At 57.1% G+C, this 18,153-nt stretch carries 19 protein-coding genes; 18 read left to right on the top strand and 1 reads right to left on the bottom strand.

All coding sequences use genetic code 11. The features are described 5' to 3' along the window. The first annotated feature begins 42 nt into the window (after positions 1-42). From acpP to MHM37_RS17165, 13 genes are all read left to right on the top strand, one after another. Positions 43-276 (top strand): acyl carrier protein, encoded by a 234-nt coding sequence (gene acpP / locus MHM37_RS01625; protein WP_008956801.1) that lies wholly within the window; start codon positions 43-45, stop codon positions 274-276. 194 nt (positions 277-470) lie between these two features. Next, a complete protein-coding gene (gene fabF, locus MHM37_RS01620; RefSeq protein WP_239295636.1) occupies positions 471-1,709 on the top strand; it encodes a beta-ketoacyl-ACP synthase II in 1,239 nt (412 codons plus the stop codon). Positions 1,710-1,715: 6 nt separating this feature from the next. Next, positions 1,716-2,525, top strand: a complete 810-nt coding sequence (gene pabC / locus MHM37_RS01615; RefSeq protein WP_239295637.1) for an aminodeoxychorismate lyase — start codon at positions 1,716-1,718, stop codon at positions 2,523-2,525. A gap of 30 nt (positions 2,526-2,555) precedes the next feature. Then, entirely contained in the window at positions 2,556-3,560 is a 1,005-nt protein-coding gene (mltG, locus tag MHM37_RS01610) for an endolytic transglycosylase MltG (RefSeq protein WP_239295638.1), read from the top strand. Positions 3,561-3,608: 48 nt separating this feature from the next. Beyond that, on the top strand, positions 3,609-4,262 hold the full coding sequence (gene tmk, locus MHM37_RS01605; protein ID WP_139527229.1) for a dTMP kinase: 654 nt from the start codon (positions 3,609-3,611) through the stop codon (positions 4,260-4,262). Continuing rightward, positions 4,253-5,236: a DNA polymerase III subunit delta' gene (locus tag MHM37_RS01600; RefSeq protein WP_139527230.1), complete on the top strand. Its 984-nt coding sequence runs from the start codon at positions 4,253-4,255 to the stop codon at positions 5,234-5,236. The genes tmk and MHM37_RS01600 overlap by 10 nt, the downstream gene beginning before the upstream one ends. A gap of 23 nt (positions 5,237-5,259) precedes the next feature. Continuing rightward, positions 5,260-5,595 (top strand): PilZ domain-containing protein, encoded by a 336-nt coding sequence (locus tag MHM37_RS01595; RefSeq protein WP_139527231.1) that lies wholly within the window; start codon positions 5,260-5,262, stop codon positions 5,593-5,595. Positions 5,596-5,630: 35 nt separating this feature from the next. Continuing rightward, entirely contained in the window at positions 5,631-6,464 is an 834-nt protein-coding gene (locus MHM37_RS01590) for a TatD family hydrolase (protein WP_139527232.1), read from the top strand. Between the two features lie 26 nt (positions 6,465-6,490). Continuing rightward, positions 6,491-7,051 carry a DUF1285 domain-containing protein gene (locus MHM37_RS01585; RefSeq protein ID WP_139527233.1) on the top strand — a complete coding sequence of 187 codons (561 nt, stop codon included), beginning with the start codon at positions 6,491-6,493 and terminating at the stop codon, positions 7,049-7,051. Then, complete coding sequence (locus tag MHM37_RS01580; RefSeq protein WP_139527234.1) at positions 7,048-9,246, top strand: ATP-dependent helicase; 2,199 nt, start codon at positions 7,048-7,050, stop codon at positions 9,244-9,246. The genes MHM37_RS01585 and MHM37_RS01580 overlap by 4 nt, the downstream gene beginning before the upstream one ends. 137 nt (positions 9,247-9,383) lie before the next feature. After that, the gene (locus MHM37_RS01575; protein WP_239295639.1) at positions 9,384-10,613 is read left to right on the top strand and encodes a porin; all 1,230 of its coding nucleotides are present in this window, start codon (positions 9,384-9,386) and stop codon (positions 10,611-10,613) included. A gap of 11 nt (positions 10,614-10,624) precedes the next feature. Next, entirely contained in the window at positions 10,625-11,050 is a 426-nt protein-coding gene (locus MHM37_RS01570; protein WP_139527236.1) for a phosphate ABC transporter substrate-binding protein, read from the top strand. A gap of 76 nt (positions 11,051-11,126) precedes the next feature. Then, on the top strand, positions 11,127-12,551 hold the full coding sequence (locus tag MHM37_RS17165; RefSeq protein WP_153842905.1) for a GGDEF domain-containing protein: 1,425 nt from the start codon (positions 11,127-11,129) through the stop codon (positions 12,549-12,551). 66 nt (positions 12,552-12,617) lie between these two features. On the opposite strand, the gene MHM37_RS01560 is transcribed toward MHM37_RS17165, so the two are convergent. Continuing rightward, entirely contained in the window at positions 12,618-14,282 is a 1,665-nt protein-coding gene (locus MHM37_RS01560; RefSeq protein ID WP_153842906.1) for an electron transfer flavoprotein-ubiquinone oxidoreductase, read from the bottom strand. 376 nt (positions 14,283-14,658) lie between these two features. Here MHM37_RS01560 and MHM37_RS01555 point away from each other — a divergent pair, with 376 nt between their 5' ends. From MHM37_RS01555 to nrdI, 5 genes are all read left to right on the top strand, one after another. Next, a complete protein-coding gene (locus MHM37_RS01555; protein ID WP_239295641.1) occupies positions 14,659-15,408 on the top strand; it encodes an electron transfer flavoprotein subunit beta/FixA family protein in 750 nt (249 codons plus the stop codon). A 14-nt stretch (positions 15,409-15,422) separates the two neighbouring features. Beyond that, positions 15,423-16,349, top strand: a complete 927-nt coding sequence (locus MHM37_RS01550; RefSeq protein ID WP_239295642.1) for an FAD-binding protein — start codon at positions 15,423-15,425, stop codon at positions 16,347-16,349. Between the two features lie 215 nt (positions 16,350-16,564). Continuing rightward, complete coding sequence (locus MHM37_RS01545; RefSeq protein WP_239295643.1) at positions 16,565-17,176, top strand: superoxide dismutase; 612 nt, start codon at positions 16,565-16,567, stop codon at positions 17,174-17,176. 252 nt (positions 17,177-17,428) lie between these two features. After that, positions 17,429-17,650: a glutaredoxin-like protein NrdH gene (gene nrdH, locus MHM37_RS01540; RefSeq protein WP_139527265.1), complete on the top strand. Its 222-nt coding sequence runs from the start codon at positions 17,429-17,431 to the stop codon at positions 17,648-17,650. 9 nt (positions 17,651-17,659) lie between these two features. Beyond that, a complete protein-coding gene (nrdI, locus tag MHM37_RS01535) occupies positions 17,660-18,109 on the top strand; it encodes a class Ib ribonucleoside-diphosphate reductase assembly flavoprotein NrdI (RefSeq protein WP_139527266.1) in 450 nt (149 codons plus the stop codon). The last annotated feature ends 44 nt before the right edge of the window (positions 18,110-18,153 follow it).

Below are 18,153 nucleotides of genomic sequence, written 5' to 3'. Positions count from 1 at the left end.
TGGTTATCTATAACGGCTAATGTGAACGACTGGAGTACGTTGATGAGTACTATTGAAGAGCGCGTAAAAAAAGTAGTGGCAGAGCGCCTGAACGTTAAAGAAGAAGACATCCAGAACAGCTCTTCTTTCACTGAAGACCTGGGTGCCGACTCTCTGGACACCGTTGAACTGGTGATGGCATTGGAAGAGGAATTCGATACTGAAATTCCTGACGAAGAAGCCGAAAAAATCACCACGGTTCAAGAAGCGATCGACTACGTAAACGCCCACCAGTAAGGGCGCGATCATCGCGAAGAGCCAGGGTGGGGTGTCTCCCGCCCGTATTAAAAAAGCCGTCCTGATAGGGGACGGCTTTTTTGCTTTACGCTCTCAATGAATATAACGTTCAAACTCCGTTATACTAGTCACCAAATTTCTGCAGCAAATGACCCAGATGGGTCGTGTCACCATGGATGCCTGGAGGAAAGCTGATGGCGCGAAGAAGGGTAGTGGTAACTGGGTTAGGCCTAGTGACCCCAGTGGGCAATAGCGTAGACGAGTCGTGGGCCAATATCGTCGCGGGGAAAAGTGGCATTGCGCCTATCGAGCACTTCGATACCAGTAGCTTCAATACACGCTTTGGTGGTTCGGTAAAGAATTTCGATATCAGCCCCTACTTGAACCCCAAAGATGCACGCAAGATGGATCTGTTCATTCAGTACGGCATGGCGGCCGGTGCGCAGGCCATCCAGGATTCAGGCATAGAGTGTAACGACGAGAACGCCGAGCGCATCGGTGTGGCTATCGGTTCAGGCATCGGCGGCTTGCCAATGATTGAACATAACCACAATGCGCTCAATAAAGGCGGCGCGCGCCGCGTGTCGCCGTTCTTTGTGCCGGGGTCCATCATCAATATGATCTCGGGCAACATGGCGATCCAGCACGGCTTCAAAGGGCCGAATATTGCCATCACGACGGCATGCACCACCGGTACGCATAATATTGGCTACAGCGCACGTACCATCGCCTACGGCGATGCAGACGTGATGATTTGTGGCGGTGCGGAAATGGCCACGACGCCGCTGGGTTTGGGCGGTTTCTCGGCGGCGCGTGCGCTTTCCACACGCAATGACGACCCTGAAGCGGCAAGCCGTCCTTGGGATGCCGAGCGCGATGGCTTCGTGCTCTCGGATGGTGCGGGCGTGTTGGTGTTAGAAGAGTACGAGCATGCCAAAGCACGTGGAGCCCACATTTATGCGGAGCTTGCAGGCTTTGGAATGAGTGATGATGCCTATCATATGACGGCACCTCCGGAGGACGGCCGTGGCGCGGCGCTCTCTATGAGTAATGCGATCAAAGATGCCGCCATCGATCCATCGGCCGTGCATTATATCAATGCTCACGGTACGTCGACGGCGGCTGGTGATTTGGCGGAGAGCCGTGCGATCGAGAAAGTGTTGGGTCATGCGGCTCAGCACGTGGCCGTAAGCTCCACCAAGTCGATGATTGGTCACTTGCTGGGAGCTGCTGGCGCCGTTGAAGCCGTTTTCAGCATTCTGGCCATTCGTGATCAGGTTGCGCCGCCCACCATCAACCTGGACAACCCCCAGGAGGGCTGCAATCTCGACTACGTCCCCCATACCGCTCGTGACATGCGTATCGATGTGACGCTGTCGAACTCGTTTGGTTTTGGTGGCACGAACGGCTCTCTGTTGTTCAAAAAGGTATAAGCCTTGATGCCGATGCCCCAGGTGCCTTTCGATGACCGCGGGCTGGCGTATGGTGATGGTCTATTCGAAACCGTCTTGCTACGCGATGGGCAGCCCGTGCTGTGGGAGTACCATCACGCCCGGTTGGCAAAGGGCTGCCAACGTTTGAATATTCCATTGCCGTCTGCTCGGCAGTTGTCTCAGGCGTGGCAAGCCCCCCCTAGGGCCGCTCTCGAGGTTCTCAAGCTCATTTTGACCCGTGGGAGTGGTGGTCGTGGCTACGCGATTCCTAACGAGGTAGCGCCCCGGCTGATGACTCGGCGTACGCCCTTTACGACAAACGAAACGCACTGGCGTGAGGGCGTATGCGTTCGTATGTGTCAACTGCGTTTGGGGCATCAACCGCTTCTGGCCGGGATCAAACATCTCAATCGGCTAGAGAACGTGCTGGCGCGTCAGGAGTGGCAAGAGCCTGACATCGCCGAAGGGTTGCTGACCGATCAAGCGAGTAATGTCGTGGAGGCCACCAGTATGAACCTGTTCTGGTCGTCAGAAGGGCGTTTGTATACGCCCTACATTGATCGTTGCGGTGTAGAGGGCACCCTGCGTGCTGCCTTGCTGTCTGAGGGCCTCATCCACGAAAGCCGGTTGTCCGCTGCAGCGTTGTCAAGCGTGGAGCGGCTTTGGGTCGGTAATTCAGTTCAAGGGGTTTGGCCCGTGCGTGAGCTACGCGATGCCCACGGCAGTCGACTAGCGGCGTGGCCGCGCTTCAAGGCGGATCCGCTGCAAGTCGCGGCGCATCGGCTGCTCGGTTATCCAGGTACATTTCTATCGTAGGCAACCCCATAACTTGATCGAGGTATCAACGTGAAACGGTTATTTGCCGTCTTAGCGGTATTGGTAGTGCTGGCGATTGCCGCCGTGCTAGGTGGCTATGCCTATTGGCAGCAGCGCCTTGCGGCACCCATTGTCGTTGAGGAACCCATGCTTTACCAAGTGCCTGCGGGTGCTGGATTTCATCAAGTCGTACGTGACCTGGCTTCTCAAGGCGTATTGAAAGACGTCTGGGCGTATCAACTGCTGGCTCGTATCGACCCAGAGCAGGTGCCGCAACTGCGGGTGGGGGAGTATCGGCTGATGCCCGGGATGAGCGGACTGGATGTCATTGCGTTATTGGGCAGCAATAACGTGGTGACATATTCGTTGACCGTACCGGAAGGTTGGACGTTTCGCCAGATGCGCACGTTGCTCGATACGGCCCCCAAGCTCGAGCATCGCACGACTGGCATGAGTGACGAAGCGATCATGACGCTTTTGGGGCGTGAGGGAGCTCATCCAGAAGGTTGGTTCTTTCCCGATACCTATCGCTACCATTTGGGCATGAGCGATGTGGATATCTTGCGTCAGTCCCTGCAGCGGATGGAGCGTATTTTGGAAGAGGTCTGGGCAGAGCGGGATGAGGATCTCACTATCGGGTCTCCTTACGAAGCACTCATCATGGCCTCGTTAATCGAACGCGAAACCGGAGCGCCGGAAGAGCGTCGGGAAATTGCCGGAGTTTTCAAGCGGCGTATGGAGCGCGGCATGCGTCTTCAAACGGACCCTACGGTCATTTATGGAATGGGCGAGCGCTACGAAGGGCGGATTACCCGTGCCGACCTGAGGGAAGCGACTCCCTACAACACGTACGTGATCGATGGTATGCCGCCGACACCCATCGCCATGCCAGGGCGTGCCTCGTTGGAAGCTGCGGTGAATCCGCTACCTGGTGAAACACTCTACTTTGTGTCGCGGGGAGATGGCACCCACCATTTTTCACGTACCCTGCGTGAGCACAATAATGCCGTCAACCGCTATATTCGTAATCGTTAAATCGCTGCCATCGACCAAGATGGCGTATCAATTGAGTAAGGGGCAGCAATGAGTAAGCGTGGGCGCTTCATCACGCTGGAAGGCGGTGAAGGGGTCGGTAAGTCGACCAACGTGGCGTTCGTCGAAGCGTGGCTGACATCGCGTGGAATCGATGTGGTGCGCACGCGGGAGCCGGGAGGCACGTCGCGCGCGGAGGCCATTCGCGAGCTGTTGCTAGACCCTGCGCCCAACGAGCCGCTCAGTGTCGATGCGGAGTTGTTGCTCGTCTTTGCCGCCCGTGCACAGCATTTGGCGGAGAAAATTCTGCCAGCCCTGGCGCGCGGCGCATGGGTGGTCTGTGACCGTTTTACCGATGCGACCTTTGCCTATCAGGGCGGTGGGCGAGGTATCGATACGTACCGAATTGCTCAGCTAGAAGCATTCGTTCAGAAAGGGCTTTCTCCTGATTTGACGCTTTTGCTCGATATGCCGCCTGACGCTGCCAGAGTGCGGCTAGAGGGGCGTTTACGCGATCTCAATACGCAGCGTGACCGGTTCGAGCAAGAGCGTGTCGAATTTTTCATGGACGTTCGCCAGGCTTACCTTGAGAGAGCTGCATCTGCTCCGGAGCGTTTTGCTCTCATTGACGCGGCCCAGCCGCTGCAAGACGTTCAAATGGTGCTGGGTCGTGTGCTGGAAGAGCGGGTTGCGCAATGGCAGTAACCGGCGTCTTGCCCTGGCACCACTCGACCTGGCAGCAGTTGGTGCGTCTGGCCGATAGCGGACGTTTGCCCCATGCGCTGCTGATCAGCGGTGCTCACGGCGTCGGCAAACAGCAGTTAGCGGAGGCGCTGATCGCCAGAGCGTTGTGTGCAGCGCCAAGCGAGCAGGCCTGCGGGCAGTGTCATAGCTGTGCCATGCTGGCGTCAGGCTATCACCCTGACTTGCTGCGGGTGTCGCCGGAGGAGGGGAAGCGTCAAATTCGTATCGACCCTATTCGCGATGTGAATCGGTTCGTGTCGCAAACGGCGCAGCAGGGCGGTTATCGCGTCATTGTCATTTCCCCGGCGGAAGCGATGAACGTTGCCGCGGCCAATGCGCTGTTAAAAAGCTTGGAAGAGCCTGGCGACAAAACGCTCTTTATCCTGCTCTCGGACGTGCCGTCTCGCACGTTGCCGACCATTCGCTCACGATGTCAGCAGTGGCCACTGGCCAGCGTAGCGTTCGAGGCATGTAAAGGCTGGCTGACGCAGCATCTGGGAGGTGATGAGGCGCACTTTTGGTGGCGTGTCTCCGGTGGTTTACCGCTCTTGGCAGTGGAGCTTGCCGCTCCCGACGAGCGTACCCTGAGGCATCAAATTCATGACTGTTTCGAGCAGTTAGTGCGCGGGGCAGAGCCGGTATCCGAGGCAGCAAGGTTGGACCGCCAGGCGATCGATGCCATCTTATGGTACGGTATCGCTTGGCTTGAGGACTTGATTCGTCTGGGGCTTTCCGGCGAGCAGAGTGTGTTGCACAATCCTGATTTGGTGCCACTCTACCGACAGGCGGTAAAAAACGGTCGCGTTCAAGACTGGTTCCGGCTGCTGGATTATGCCCGAGAGCAGCGCCGCTTGTTCGCCGTAGGGGCCAACCCAAATCCCCAACTCGTTTTGGAAGCGTGGCTAGTTCGCTGGTCTGCGCTGCTACGCTCCTAACCACTGGTTGTAACGAGGTCGTGATGGCTGCCCAAAAAGCGCTCTCTTTGACGATACCGGATGTACCAACGCTGTTGTCCGCCTACATGCCCTTTTTGGACCGAGGTGGGATTTTCGTACCGACGAAAACACTCTACAGCCTGGGGCAGTCGGTCATGCTGCTGCTGACCCTGCCAGGGGAGAGTGAGCGTCTTTCGGTGACAGGACAGGTGATTTGGATATCTCCCGAAGGCGTGAGCGGTCGGCGTATGCCGGGCATCGGCGTTCACTTCAGCCAGCAGGATTACTCCGTTCGCGACCGTATCGAGACGCTGTTGGCGGGCCAGCTCGATAAAGCGCCCCCTTCATTTACGCTTTAATTCAGCGATTTTTCTATACACTCAAAGAGCCCTGCATGTTTGTCGACTCTCACTGCCATCTCGATCGTTTATCGGAACATACCCACGGTGGCGACGTAGCAGCCACCCTGGCCGCTGCGCGTCAAGCGAACGTTAGCCAGTTTCTCGCGATTTCGACGACGCTGGAGGAGCTGCCTGGGCTGGCCGCCATTGCCAGAGAGCACCCTGACGTTGCGATCTCCGCCGGTCTGCACCCGCTGTATCAGGCGGCGCACGAACCCAGCGTGGACGAGATCGTCGAAGCTGCCGAGCAGTATGGCGCGGTGGCCATTGGCGAGACCGGGCTGGATTATCACTACCAGGAGAGCGTACCGCTAAGCGTCCAGCATGAGCGCTTCAAACGGCACCTAATGGCCGCAAGCGAACTAGAGCTACCGGTGATCATCCATACCCGTGAGGCGAAAGACGATACGTTGGCGCTGCTGCGGGAACACAGCAATCCTCAGGTAGGGGGGGTGATTCACTGCTTCACCGAAGATCTGGAGATGGCCCGGGAAGCCGTGCGGCTGGGTTTTTACATTTCGCTTTCCGGTATTATCACCTTCCGTAACGCTGTGTCACTGCGTACGCTGGCACGCCAGCTTCCACTGGATAGGCTGCTCATCGAAACCGACAGCCCCTATTTGGCACCCGTTCCCCATCGCGGAAAGCCCAACGAGCCCGCGTGGGTCGTCGAGGTGGCTGAGTGTATTGCCCGTGAACGAGGCATCAGCGTCGATGAAGTTGCGATGCAGACGACGGTGAACTTCTACCATCTTTTCCGGGCTGCCGTGCCCGATGCGCCTGCCCATGTGAAAGAGGCGCTGGCACGATCTGGGCTGGTAGTGTAACGCGCTATCTTTTGGGGAGCATGGCAATGAACATTGATCGGCTACTTCAGCAATCCGGCGGCTCGGCGACCATTCCCCCTGTCGATACTTGGCAGCCCGAGCTCACGGGCGATATCGACATACGCATCCAGGCGGATGGCACTTGGCTGCATGAAGGCAAGCCTTTCGCACGCCCGGCGATTGCCAAGGTGCTTGCCAGTCTTTTGCGGCGGGATGCGGAAGGGTATTGCCTGGTGACCCCCGCTGAGCGCTGGCGCGTCAGCGTCGAGGATCGTCCATTAGTGATCGTCGAGGCCGATTTTCGCGACGACGCCTGGTGGCTGACCACCCAGTTCGAGGATGTGGTGCGCCTGGACGCTGATCATCCCTTATCGCTGTCGATGACACCTGAAGGTGATTTAGCGCCCGAGTGTGCCATTCGCTTTGGCTTGGCAGCTCGGCTGCACCGCAACGTGTTCTATCGCTTAGTGGAGCAAGCCCGCGTCGAAGAAGCGGCAAGTGGACAAACGGTTTGCCGACTCTATAGTGCAGGAAGCTGGCATCCACTTGGTCAATGGAGCGATAGCTTGCCAAGTGAGGCGCCGTGAAGCTAACGGCCGAACAGCAAGCAGTGGTTCACCATGGCGAAGGGCATGCTCGTGTTGCCGCCGTGGCGGGAGCGGGTAAGACCACGACCATGGCCGCTCGAGTACTTCATCTGCTATCGAGCGGCGTTGCTCCCAAGCGAATGCTGGTGCTGATGTTCAATCGTTCTGCTAAAGAGGATTTCCAGCGGCGCCTGGCCACCATGGCCCCAGATGGGCAACCGCTGCCCGATGTGCGCACGTTTCACTCTCTGGGGCATCGTCTGACGCAAAGCTTGTGCCGTTGGGGGGCGCTGGCCCCTAGACGGTTACTCTCTGCCGAGTGGCAGATGGAGCGCTTGCTGCGTCAGGCTAGTTTGAACGTGCTGGCCGACCAATTGGAGCGCCGTGACGCTGCGCTAGAGGGCGACCGCCTGGAAGCACTGGCGCATTTTTGCGGGTTGGTAAAGGCGGAAATGCTATCTGCCGAGACCCTCTACGAGCGGCTTCAGTTCGAGCCTGACACCGATTACTTTCCTGCTGCCTTCGCCGAGGCCGAACGCCTTTTGGAGGCGGAAGGAGTGATGAGCTATGCGGATCTGCTCTACCGTCCCGTACAGGCCCTGGAAGCCGATGACGCACTTCGCCAGCGCGTCGAGGGGTTTTTGGATCACGTGATCGTCGATGAGTATCAGGACATCAATACGGTTCAGCAACGACTGCTCGCCGTGCTGGCCGGTTCCACTGCGAGCGTTATGGCGGTGGGCGATGCCAACCAGTGCATATACGAGTGGCGGGGGGCACGCCCTGATACGATGCTGGAAAACTTTACCGCGACGTTTGGTGACGCCACCGACTATCCGCTCTCAATGACCTTTCGTCATGGGCACGCGCTGGCGCTCACGGCTAATCACGCCATCATGGCCAACCGCCGACGGCCTGATCAGCTCTGCTTGGCAGGGGCTCGCAACCCGGCGACCCGCATCAACGCAGGTCAAGGCAGCCGTTTTTTGCTGGATGCGCTGATCGATTGGCAATCGCAAGGGCGCGCTCTGAGCGATGCCAGCCTGCTCGTGCGCAGTTGGGCACTGTCGGTGCCGTTCCAGCTCGCACTGCTTCAGGCGGGTATTCCCTTTCGAATGTTGCGAGAAGACCGCTTTGTGTTTCGCTTGCCTTTGGTGCAGGCATTGGCGGGCTATCTGAAGCTCTCCAGGCGCCCAGAGCTGTTACAGGATCCCGAGCAGTTGCTGCTGTTATTAGCTCAGCCAACCCCGTTCGTTGCCAGAGAGCGCTTGCAGCGCCTGGCCTACCAGCTTGCGAGTACTCAGCAGTGGCCGGAGCGCCATGAACCCGTGCTGGCCGCATTGAAACCGCTTCAGCGGCGCACCCTCAAAAAACGCTGGGAATTGCTGTGTGAGTTGCCGAGGCTGAGTGCTTGGCCACCGGCAAAACTGCTCAGTCACGTGGTCGAGGTTATCGATGCAGAAAAGACGTTGAAGCGTGCCGCTGCGAGACGCGACAAGGGGGAGGAGGACGTACGACTGCTAGATGTACTGATCGAGCAGGCCGAGAGTGTACAAGACCCCGATGCGTTCATCGAACTGCTCGAGCGCCCCGTGGAGAATCAGGCGGGTGGCGTATTGATCAGTACGGTGCACGGTGCCAAAGGCCTCGAATGGCCTTTGGTGGCGGTGGCCGGGGTCAACGAAGAAGACTTTCCTTACTACAGTCACGATAACCCCCTGAGCGACGAGCGATTGGAAGAGGAGCGAAGGCTATTTTACGTCGCCATTACTCGTGCCAAAGAGCAGTTGCTCGTTCTGCACGATGGCGGTGTCCACAAGCCAAGCCGCTTCATTGCTGAAAGTGCCTGGCAAGACGGTATGCGCATTGCCGAGCATCTTGCACACGCCCAGCCACCGAGTGACCCGGTAGCGGTGAATGCACCAAGCTTGGTCGAGCGCTACTTGAAAAAGATCGGGCGCGAGGATATTGCCCTGGCGGCACCTCAGGTGAACGAAACCGTGGCTGGTTATCGTGTACACAGCCATTTCTACCCTGGTCAACGGCTGCTACATGCGGTGTTTGGCGAAGGTGAAGTGGCCGCCGTCGAAGGCAACCCCTCCGACCCCGTCATCGACGTTCGCTTTGTCCAAGCCGGCCGGCGACGTTTGATTGCCCGTCGTGCGCCCATCGAGATCATGGAGTCCGCAAGCTAGCGTTGACGTTCCGTTTAGCTTGTCAAGGAGGCTCTTTTAACTGTTGTCAGGACCGATTGGTTCAATGGCGTTTGACTTAGTCTAGTCTGGCCGATTAAATGCTTGGCAGTTAACCATTTACCCAGCAGGTAATCGGCATGCTAAGGCAGTTTGTCAGGTCGTGCGCCATTTCCCTTGCGGTTTACAGCGGCGTTATATCGGCCGACACGTCACTGCCCAGCGTTAGCCTGAATGGGTTCGGCACGCTAGGTGTCGTGCATTCAGATATTGCTGATGCCGATTTCGTGGCCGATCCGTTCGCCTCCTCGGGTGCGGGTTTCAGCGGGGAGTGGAGTGCTGAAGTTGATAGCCGATTGGGGCTTCAAACGACGCTTGCCGCGACGTCTTCCCTCTCCGCGACCGTTCAGGTGGTCAGCGAAAAACGCTTCGATGGCTCCTACTCGCCGGATATCGAGTGGGCCTATCTTCAGTATGACGCGACGCCGTCGTTAAGCTTTCGCGTAGGTCGCATGGTGCAAGGAAGCTTCATGAATTCCGAGTACCGCAAAGTGAGTTTTGCTACCCCTTGGATCAGACCGCCTGCTGAGATTTATCGTCTCGTTCCCGTCGCCAATTTCGATGGAGTCGATCTTCGCTATCGCTACTATTTGGGTGAGGCGATCAACGATGTGCGTCTGAGCTATGGTGGCGGTAGCGTGGAGTATGAGACAGGAGATATCGACTCTTCCGACTCGTGGGGCCTTTCTCATCATACGCGGTGGGGCAATACGACACTTTTTGCCAGCTATGGCGAGCTCAGTGTACAAGCCGATGAGTTGACCCAGTTCTTCGATGTTTACCGGCTTTTTGGGCCTCCGGGAGAGACCTTGGCCGAGCGTTATGAAGTCGATGGCAAACCCATCCGCATTTTGAGCTTTGGCGTCAACTACGACCCCGGTTCATGGTTTGTGGAGGGGGAGTGGGCCAAGTTTTCTTCGTCGACTCTCCTGGGCAGTAGTGAAAACGCTCACTTGACGGCGGGCTATCGCATTGGCCAATGGACCCCCTATGCGGCACTCGGACGCGCCCGTGTTCTGAGCAATCGATCCGAGCCCGGACTGACCCCTGGATTTTATCCCTCTCCCTTTTCTGAGGCGGCCGTGGTGCTCAACAGCACGCTGAATGCCGTGCTGTCGTCTGGGCTATCACAAGATAGCAGCACCCTTGGTTTGCGTTGGGATTTTCGCCCAGGGATGGCGCTAACGGCACAATATGACCATATCGATTTTCGCTCCGGTTCCCCTGGCGGGCTGATCAATCAGCAGCCCAATTTCCAGCCAGGGGGCAATATAAATCTGTTTAGCCTCGCGCTCGACTTTGTGTTTTAAGGAGCGTGACGATGGCAAAGCGACTATCTCAAGCATGCTGTTGTTTACTGCTCGGCCTGCTTCCCTGTGCAGGCGTTGCTGACTTGGTCGTGGTGGTATCTGCAGAGACAGGACTGACTCGGATCCAGCGTCAAGAGCTGAAAGACCTTTATTTGGACAGCCGAACGCGGCTTCAAGGGGGGGCGGCGATAACGCCTATCGACCAATCCGAACGGTCACGTGAGCGAGACGAGTTTTACCGTCGCTACATCGAAAAGACACCGGCACAGTTGCGCGCCCATTGGGCGAGGTTGATTTTTACTGGTCGAGGCCAGCCGCCTCAAACGCTTGCCGATAGCCAGGCCGTGGTAGAGAGGCTCGCTCGCGACCCCGGCGCCCTTGGCTACATTGATGCCCGTTATTTGGATGATCGGTTGCGGGTGGTGACGATTGAGTAACCTCAAAGGACCATCGCTGCGCCTGGACGCGCAGCATAGGGTACATTCGTGGCGCGATCGATTAGCCGAACCATTGGTGCTTTTTGGTACGGTCGGCCTTTTGATCGTGCTGATCATCGTAAGCAGTACCCACTATTTGGTCAGTCGTGAGCAAGCGGCGATAAAGCGTCAAATCGAGCATTCGATCGGCGATATAGCAGATACCTACGAAGCTAGGGTGTTGAGATCGCTGCGAGAGATCGATGCCACCTTGAAACTCGTCGATTTCGTCGCTAGCCAGCAGCGTTCAGATATCTTGACCACGCTTTCTGAGAGGAACTTGCTGCCACCCGGGTTGATTTTTTCAGTGAGCATCGTTGATGGTCAAGGAAGGGTAAAAGAGAGCACGAGCCCTTGGGAGCTAGCCACACAGGGCGACACTTTTCCCACGCTGCCAGATGTAACCGAGTTAGTGGTCGAGGCGTTTTCGGCGGCGGGGCGCCAACAGCTGCTATTTGCTAGAAAGCTTAGCAATGAGAGTAACGTCCCTGAGTGGGCGACGTTAACCGTCAGTGCTGACTACTTCGTCAGTGGGTATGATGCGGGGTCACTGGGGGAGCGCGGGTTACTCGCGTTAGTGGATGCTGGGAACGTCACGCGTATTGCCCGAAGTGGCTCCCAGCTAACCTCTCGCACCATCATGGCGTTGCCGTCCTATGATGAGATTATGAATAGCGACGATAAGCCCTTCCTCACGCATTGGATGGAGGTCGAGAGAATGACCTTGGTCCGGCCGCTGTTTCGTTTTCCTCTGTCCATCGTGGTAGGCATCTCGGTGGAGGAGCAGTTGGCGAGTGCTTACCCGATGGCGCGTCGCTACTGGTTGCGCGCGCTGATTGTGAGTGTCGCCGCCCTGATGTTTCTTGGGCTCTTGGCGCGGCTTAGCCATCAGTTGCAGCGAGAGCGTCAGCGAGTGATGGATGAACGGCTGCGCCACGCCCGCCATATCGAGCACCTTGCGTTTCACGATACCCTGACCCAGCTACCTAATCGAGCTTACCTGAGCTATGTGGTGGACCAAACGATTGGCCAGCATCGTGAGTCAGAAGAGGGCTTTGCCTTGCTGTTCTTGGATTTGGACCGCTTCAAGAGCGTCAACGATACCCAAGGCCATGAAGCGGGAGATAAGTTGCTACGGCTAGTCGCTAAGAGGCTGCTGGCTTCGGTGCGCGAACATGATGTCGTTGCTCGGCTGGGGGGCGATGAATTCGTTATTTTATTGAGAAACATCACCCAGCGAGAGCCTGTGACACGAATTACCGAACAGCTGGTGACCGCTATACAAGAGCCTTTCGCTTTACAAGGGCAAACGTGTTTGATTTCGGTCAGTATTGGTGTGGCGTTATTTCCCCATGATGGGGCCGACGAGCAAACGTTGATGAAGCGTGCTGATGCCGCCATGTATCGCGCCAAGCAGGCGGGCAAGAACACCGCGTATTTTCATGAGCGGTGGTCGGTGTAAGAGCGCGAAGGTAGCCAGAGGCATGTATGCTGCCCCTTTGAAGGGGCAGCAACAATCGAGGTGGACTTACATATTGGGATAGTTCGGTCCGCCGCCACCTTCTGGTGCTACCCAGGTGATGTTCTGGGCAGGGTCCTTGATATCGCAAGTCTTGCAGTGCACGCAGTTTTGGAAGTTGATCTGGAAACGCGGCTGGCCTTGATCGTCTTCGACGACTTCATACACGCCCGCCGGACAGTATCGCTGTGCGGGCTCGGCGTATTTAGGTAGGTTATGGCGAATCGGTAGGTCTGGGTCTGCGAGACGCAGGTGGCAAGGCTGATCCTCTTCATGGTTCGTGTTGGACAAGAACACTGACGTGGATTTGTCGAACGATAGCTTGCCATCCGGCTTCGGGTAGACGATTTTCTCGAACTCAGCGGCCGGCTTCAGCGCCCCATGATCGGTCGTCGTATCATGGACGTTAGGTAGTTTATTGCCCAGAAGTTGATTCACGAAGTTATAGGCACCGCCACCTACCGTACCGTATTTATGAATGGCGGGTCCGAAGCTCGCACTCTCTTTTAGCTCCTGGTAGGCCCAGCTAGCTTCCCACTTGCTGGTGAAGTTGGCGAGCTCTTGTCCCCCTTCATCACCCCCTTTGATGGCCTCGAAGACGCTCTCGGCAGCCACCATGCCCGATTTCATGGCGGTATGCAGGCCTTTGATTTTGGCAAAGTTTAGCGTGCCCGCGTCGCAGCCAATCAGCAGACCACCTGGGAACGTCATTTTCGGCAGGCAGTTGAACCCACCTTTGGCAATGGCCCGTGCGCCGTAAGCGACGCGTTTCCCGCCTTCTAGGTATTGGCTGAGCTCCGGATGATGTTTCATACGTTGGAATTCATCGAACGGGGAGAGCCACGGGTTTTGGTAGCCAAGATCCATGATCAGTCCAACGACGACCTGCTGGTTCTCTGCATGGTAGAGGAACCAGCCGCCGTGGGTGTTGCTATCTAGCGGCCATCCGGAACCGTGCACCACTAGGCCAGGTTCGTGCTTGTCGGCGGGCACATCCCACAGCTCTTTCAGGCCAATACCGTAGTGCTGCGGATCGCGGCCTTCATTCAGAGAAAAGTCGTTGATCAGTCGCTTGCCCAAGTGGCCTCGCGCACCCTCGGCAAAGAGCGTGTACTTAGCGCGCAGCTCCATACCAGGCATATGGCCATCCTTGGGCGTGCCATCGGCACCCACGCCCATATCACCAATCAAAATACCGCGAACGACATCCTCTTCGATGATGACTTCCTGGGCGGCAAAGCCAGGGAAAATCTCGACGCCCAGCGACTCCGCCTGTTCCGCCAGCCAGCGGCACAGGTTGCCCGCACTAATCACGTAGCGCGTCAGATCGCCGCCAGTGTTGTGCATGCTTTTGGGAACGAGCGCATTGGGGATTTTCTGCGCTTTCTCGGCATCTTTGAGCAGATATACCTCGTCGCGAACGGCGGGCGTCGTCAGAGGGGCGCCGCGCTCTTCCCAATCAGGAAACAGCTCTGCCAGTGCGCGGGGTTCGAAGACCGCGCCAGATAGAATGTGGGCGCCCACTTCCGAGCCTTTTTCGACGACACAGACGGTGAGTTCCTGCTCGGCTTCGTTTGCTTGTTGCATCAAGCGGCAAGCGGCGGCAAGGCCTGATGGGCCTGCGCCGACGATGACAACGTCAAAGTCCATTACATCGCGCTCAACGTTTTCCACCCGGTTTCTCCTTATTCTCATAAGCGCCATCGTTGTCGGGCTAGTGAATAGGCACTAGCTTATGAAAAGATGGCCTTAATTTAAAACGGTCGTTTGCTTCTGGTTATCTCCCATGATAGGCATAATACCCGTGTCAGGTCACCCCTACGATGGCAAATGCGCACTTTATCCATACCGATTAGGCAAGTGACTCCCATGGGCTACGACCAAGGCCGCACGCAGAGAGAGTTGTTGATGGTGGGTAGGCTGTGGCAAATTGATAGGGTTTTTCATTTACCAGCCTATCAAACGCTTGCATGAATTTTTTAGCGTTGCCCCGTTAGTGGCGGCGCCTGTTCGGGTTAACGGCCTCTATCACGAGCCAAGCGAGGAACCTATGAAAGTACTCGTCGCGGTGAAACGCGTCATCGACTACAACGTCAAAATCCGCGTCAAAGCGGACCACTCCGATGTGGACCTTACCAACGTCAAAATGGCCATGAACCCCTTCTGCGAAATTGCCGTGGAAGAGGCGGTGCGCCTGAAAGAGAAGGGCGTGGCCACCGACGTCGTGGCCGTCACGGTCGGCCCCAAGGCCGCCCAAGAGCAGCTGCGCACCGCGCTGGCGCTAGGGGCCGACCGCGCCATCCACATTGAAACCGACGAGCGCGCCGAATCGCTGGCGGTGGCCAAACTGCTGGCGAAAGTCGTGGACGAAGAGCAGCCGGGCCTGGTGATTCTCGGCAAGCAAGCCATCGACACCGACAACAATCAAACCGGCCAGATGCTGGCAGCCCTCACCAACCTGCCGCAAGGCACGTTCGCCTCGGAAGTGGCCGTAGACGGCGACAAGGTCAACGTGACCCGTGAAATCGACGGCGGTCTGCAAACCGTTGCCCTCACGCTGCCCGCCATCGTCACCACCGATCTACGCCTGAACGAGCCGCGCTACGCCAAACTGCCGGACATCATGAAGGCCAAGAAAAAGCCGCTGGATGTCAAAACCCCCGCCGACTACGGCGTCGAGGTGGCCTCCAAGGTCACGCTGCTCAAAGTGGAATCCCCCGCCGAGCGCAAAGGCGGCGTCAAAGTCGCCTCGGTGGACGAGCTGATCGACAAACTGAAAAACGAAGCCAAAGTGCTTTAAAAGGAGCTGATCTCATGAGCATTCTGGTACTTGCCGACCTGCATGAAGGTCAGTTAGCGGGCGCCACCGCCCACGTCGTCGCAGCGGCCCAAGCCATCGGCGGCGATATCGACGTGCTGGTGGCCGGTGAAGGCGTCCAGGCCGCCGCCGACGCGGCCGCCCAGCTCGACGGAGTGAGCAAAGTGCGCGTGGCGGACAACGCCGTGTACGCCCACCAGCTGGCCGAGCCCATGGGCGCGCTGCTGGTGGAGCTGGCGGGCGACTATACCCACGTACTGGCCAGCGCCTCCACCACGGGCAAAAACGTCCTGCCGCGCCTGGCGGCACTGAAAGACGTCAGCCAGCTATCGGACGTGATTGGCGTCGACAGCGCTGATACCTTCCTGCGCCCGATCTACGCCGGTAACGCCATCGCCACGGTGAAAAGTGACGACGCGCTGAAAGTGATCACCGTGCGTACCACTGCCTTCGACGCAGTGGGCAGCGGCGGTAGTGCCCCGGTAGAAGCGGTGGACGTGGTCGTCGACAACGCCCAATCGCGCTTCGTCAAGCAAGAGCTGGCGCAGAGCGACCGCCCCGAACTCGGCGGTGCCAAGGTGGTGATCTCCGGCGGTCGCGGCATGGGCAACGGCGAGAACTTCAAACTGCTCGACGGCATTGCCGACAAGCTGGGCGCGGCCATCGGTGCGTCTCGCGCGGCGGTGGATGCCGGCTTCGTGCCCAACGACATGCAGGTGGGCCAGACCGGCAAGATCGTCGCGCCTGAGCTGTACATTGCGGTGGGTATATCCGGTGCGATTCAGCACCTGGCGGGCATGAAAGACTCCAAGGTGATCGTCGCGATCAACAAAGACGAAGAAGCGCCGATCTTCCAAGTGGCCGATTACGGCCTGGTAGGGGATCTGTTCGAGATCCTGCCGGAGTTGGAAAGCAAGTTATAAGCTATTGAACTGCTTGCCTAGCAAAAGCCGACTTCGCCAGAAGTCGGCTTTTTTATTGCGGGCGGGTTCGATAAACTGACAATAGTTGACTAAGGTACTGGGATAAAGGTTTGCCGCCCATGGTAAAAAATTGCCGTGGCGGTGGTTGAAAAGGGTGAAGTAAGACCACACCTACTGTAGTGAACGCAATAGAAGCCACTCAAGGAGAAGATAGCATGGCACATACCCTTCCTGAACTGCCGTACGCCTACGATGCACTCGAGCCGCACATCGATGCGATGACGATGGAAATTCACCACTCTCGCCACCACAATACCTATGTCACCAACTTGAATGGTGCGCTGGAAGGTACTGGCCTTGAAGATGTGCCAGTGGAAGAGCTGATCTCCAATCTGGACCGCGTACCCGAAGAAAAACGTCAAGCCGTTATCAATAACGGTGGTGGGCACGCGAATCACTCCATGTTTTGGCAAATGATGTCGCCTAAGGGTGGCGGCCAGCCGCATGGTGATATTGCTAAAGCCATCGACGCCGAGTTGGGCGGCTTGGATGCATTTAAAGACGCTTTCAAAAAAGCCGCGTTGGGCCGTTTCGGCAGCGGTTGGGCATGGTTGTCCGTCACGCCTGAGAAAAAACTAGTCGTCGAAAATACCCTCAACCAAGATAGCCCGTTGATGCACGGCAACACGCCCGTACTCGGTCTGGACGTTTGGGAGCACGCTTACTACCTGAAGTTCCAGAACAAGCGCCCCGACTACGTCGATGCCTTCTTCAATGTGGTGAACTGGGACGATGTCGAGCGTCGTTACCAAGCCGCCACCGCCTAAGACTCACGCTTCGTGAGCGCGATGTAAGCGCTTTACATCGCCTAAAACCGTCCCCTGATCAGGGGGCGGTTTTTTTGTGCCTGGGTATAGCGCTGGGCATGAGCTGTCAATAACCTGTGGATGAAAAAATACCATATATGCTTGAATTGATTTTCTCTTGGTCTATATATAGTATGCGTGGTGACTTTTAGAGAGGTAGGGCAAGCGCTGCGCACTACCTGAAAACTGCCGCTATGAAAAGGAAAAATAGCCATGGAAATCCAAATTTATAGCAAGCCTGCCTGCGTCCAGTGCACCGCTACGTATCGTGCGCTGGATAAGCAGGGTCTCGACTACACCGTCATCGACATTACCGCTGAATCAGGCGCACAAGCAGAAGTCGAAGCGCTTGGCTATCGTCAACTACCGGTCGTCGTGGTTGGTGAAGAGCACTGGTCGGGCTTCCGCCCGGATCGCATTCAAGCGCTGGCGTAATCGTCACCCATGCATACGGCTGACGTGGAAGCCAATCAGGCAGGTACGCTGGTCTATTTTTCCACCAAGTCAGGCAATACCCATCGTTTCATAGAAAAGCTTGGTTTGGGTGCACAGCGGCTACCGTTAAATCGTGAAGCCCCTACGCCACGCATCGAGCAGCCCTATATATTGATCACCCCCACCTATGGGGGTGGTTCGGCCAACGGGGCCGTGCCAAAGCAGGTAATTCAGTTTTTAAATGACGCGCACAATCGACACCTTATAAGGGGTGTCATTGCTGCTGGTAATACTAATTTTGGTGACGCATACGGTTTGGCGGGGCGAATTATTGCCCAAAAGTGCCAGGTGCCACTGCTTTATCGTTTTGAATTATTTGGCACCGATGACGATGTCGCCAAGGTCCGCAAAGGAGTAGAAGAGTTTTGGAAACGTCAAGCTCAGTCTCTAAGAACGTAGCTGCAAAAAACTCGGCAGATCAACGCCCTGCTGCGGGAGCCACC

This window comes from Halomonas sp. MMH1-48 (genome assembly GCF_022348105.1).
Taxonomy (GTDB): domain Bacteria; phylum Pseudomonadota; class Gammaproteobacteria; order Pseudomonadales; family Halomonadaceae; genus Vreelandella; species Vreelandella piezotolerans.
The sequence above is the reverse complement of the archived record's forward strand: the minus strand, read 5'-3'. Positions and strand labels throughout refer to the sequence as shown.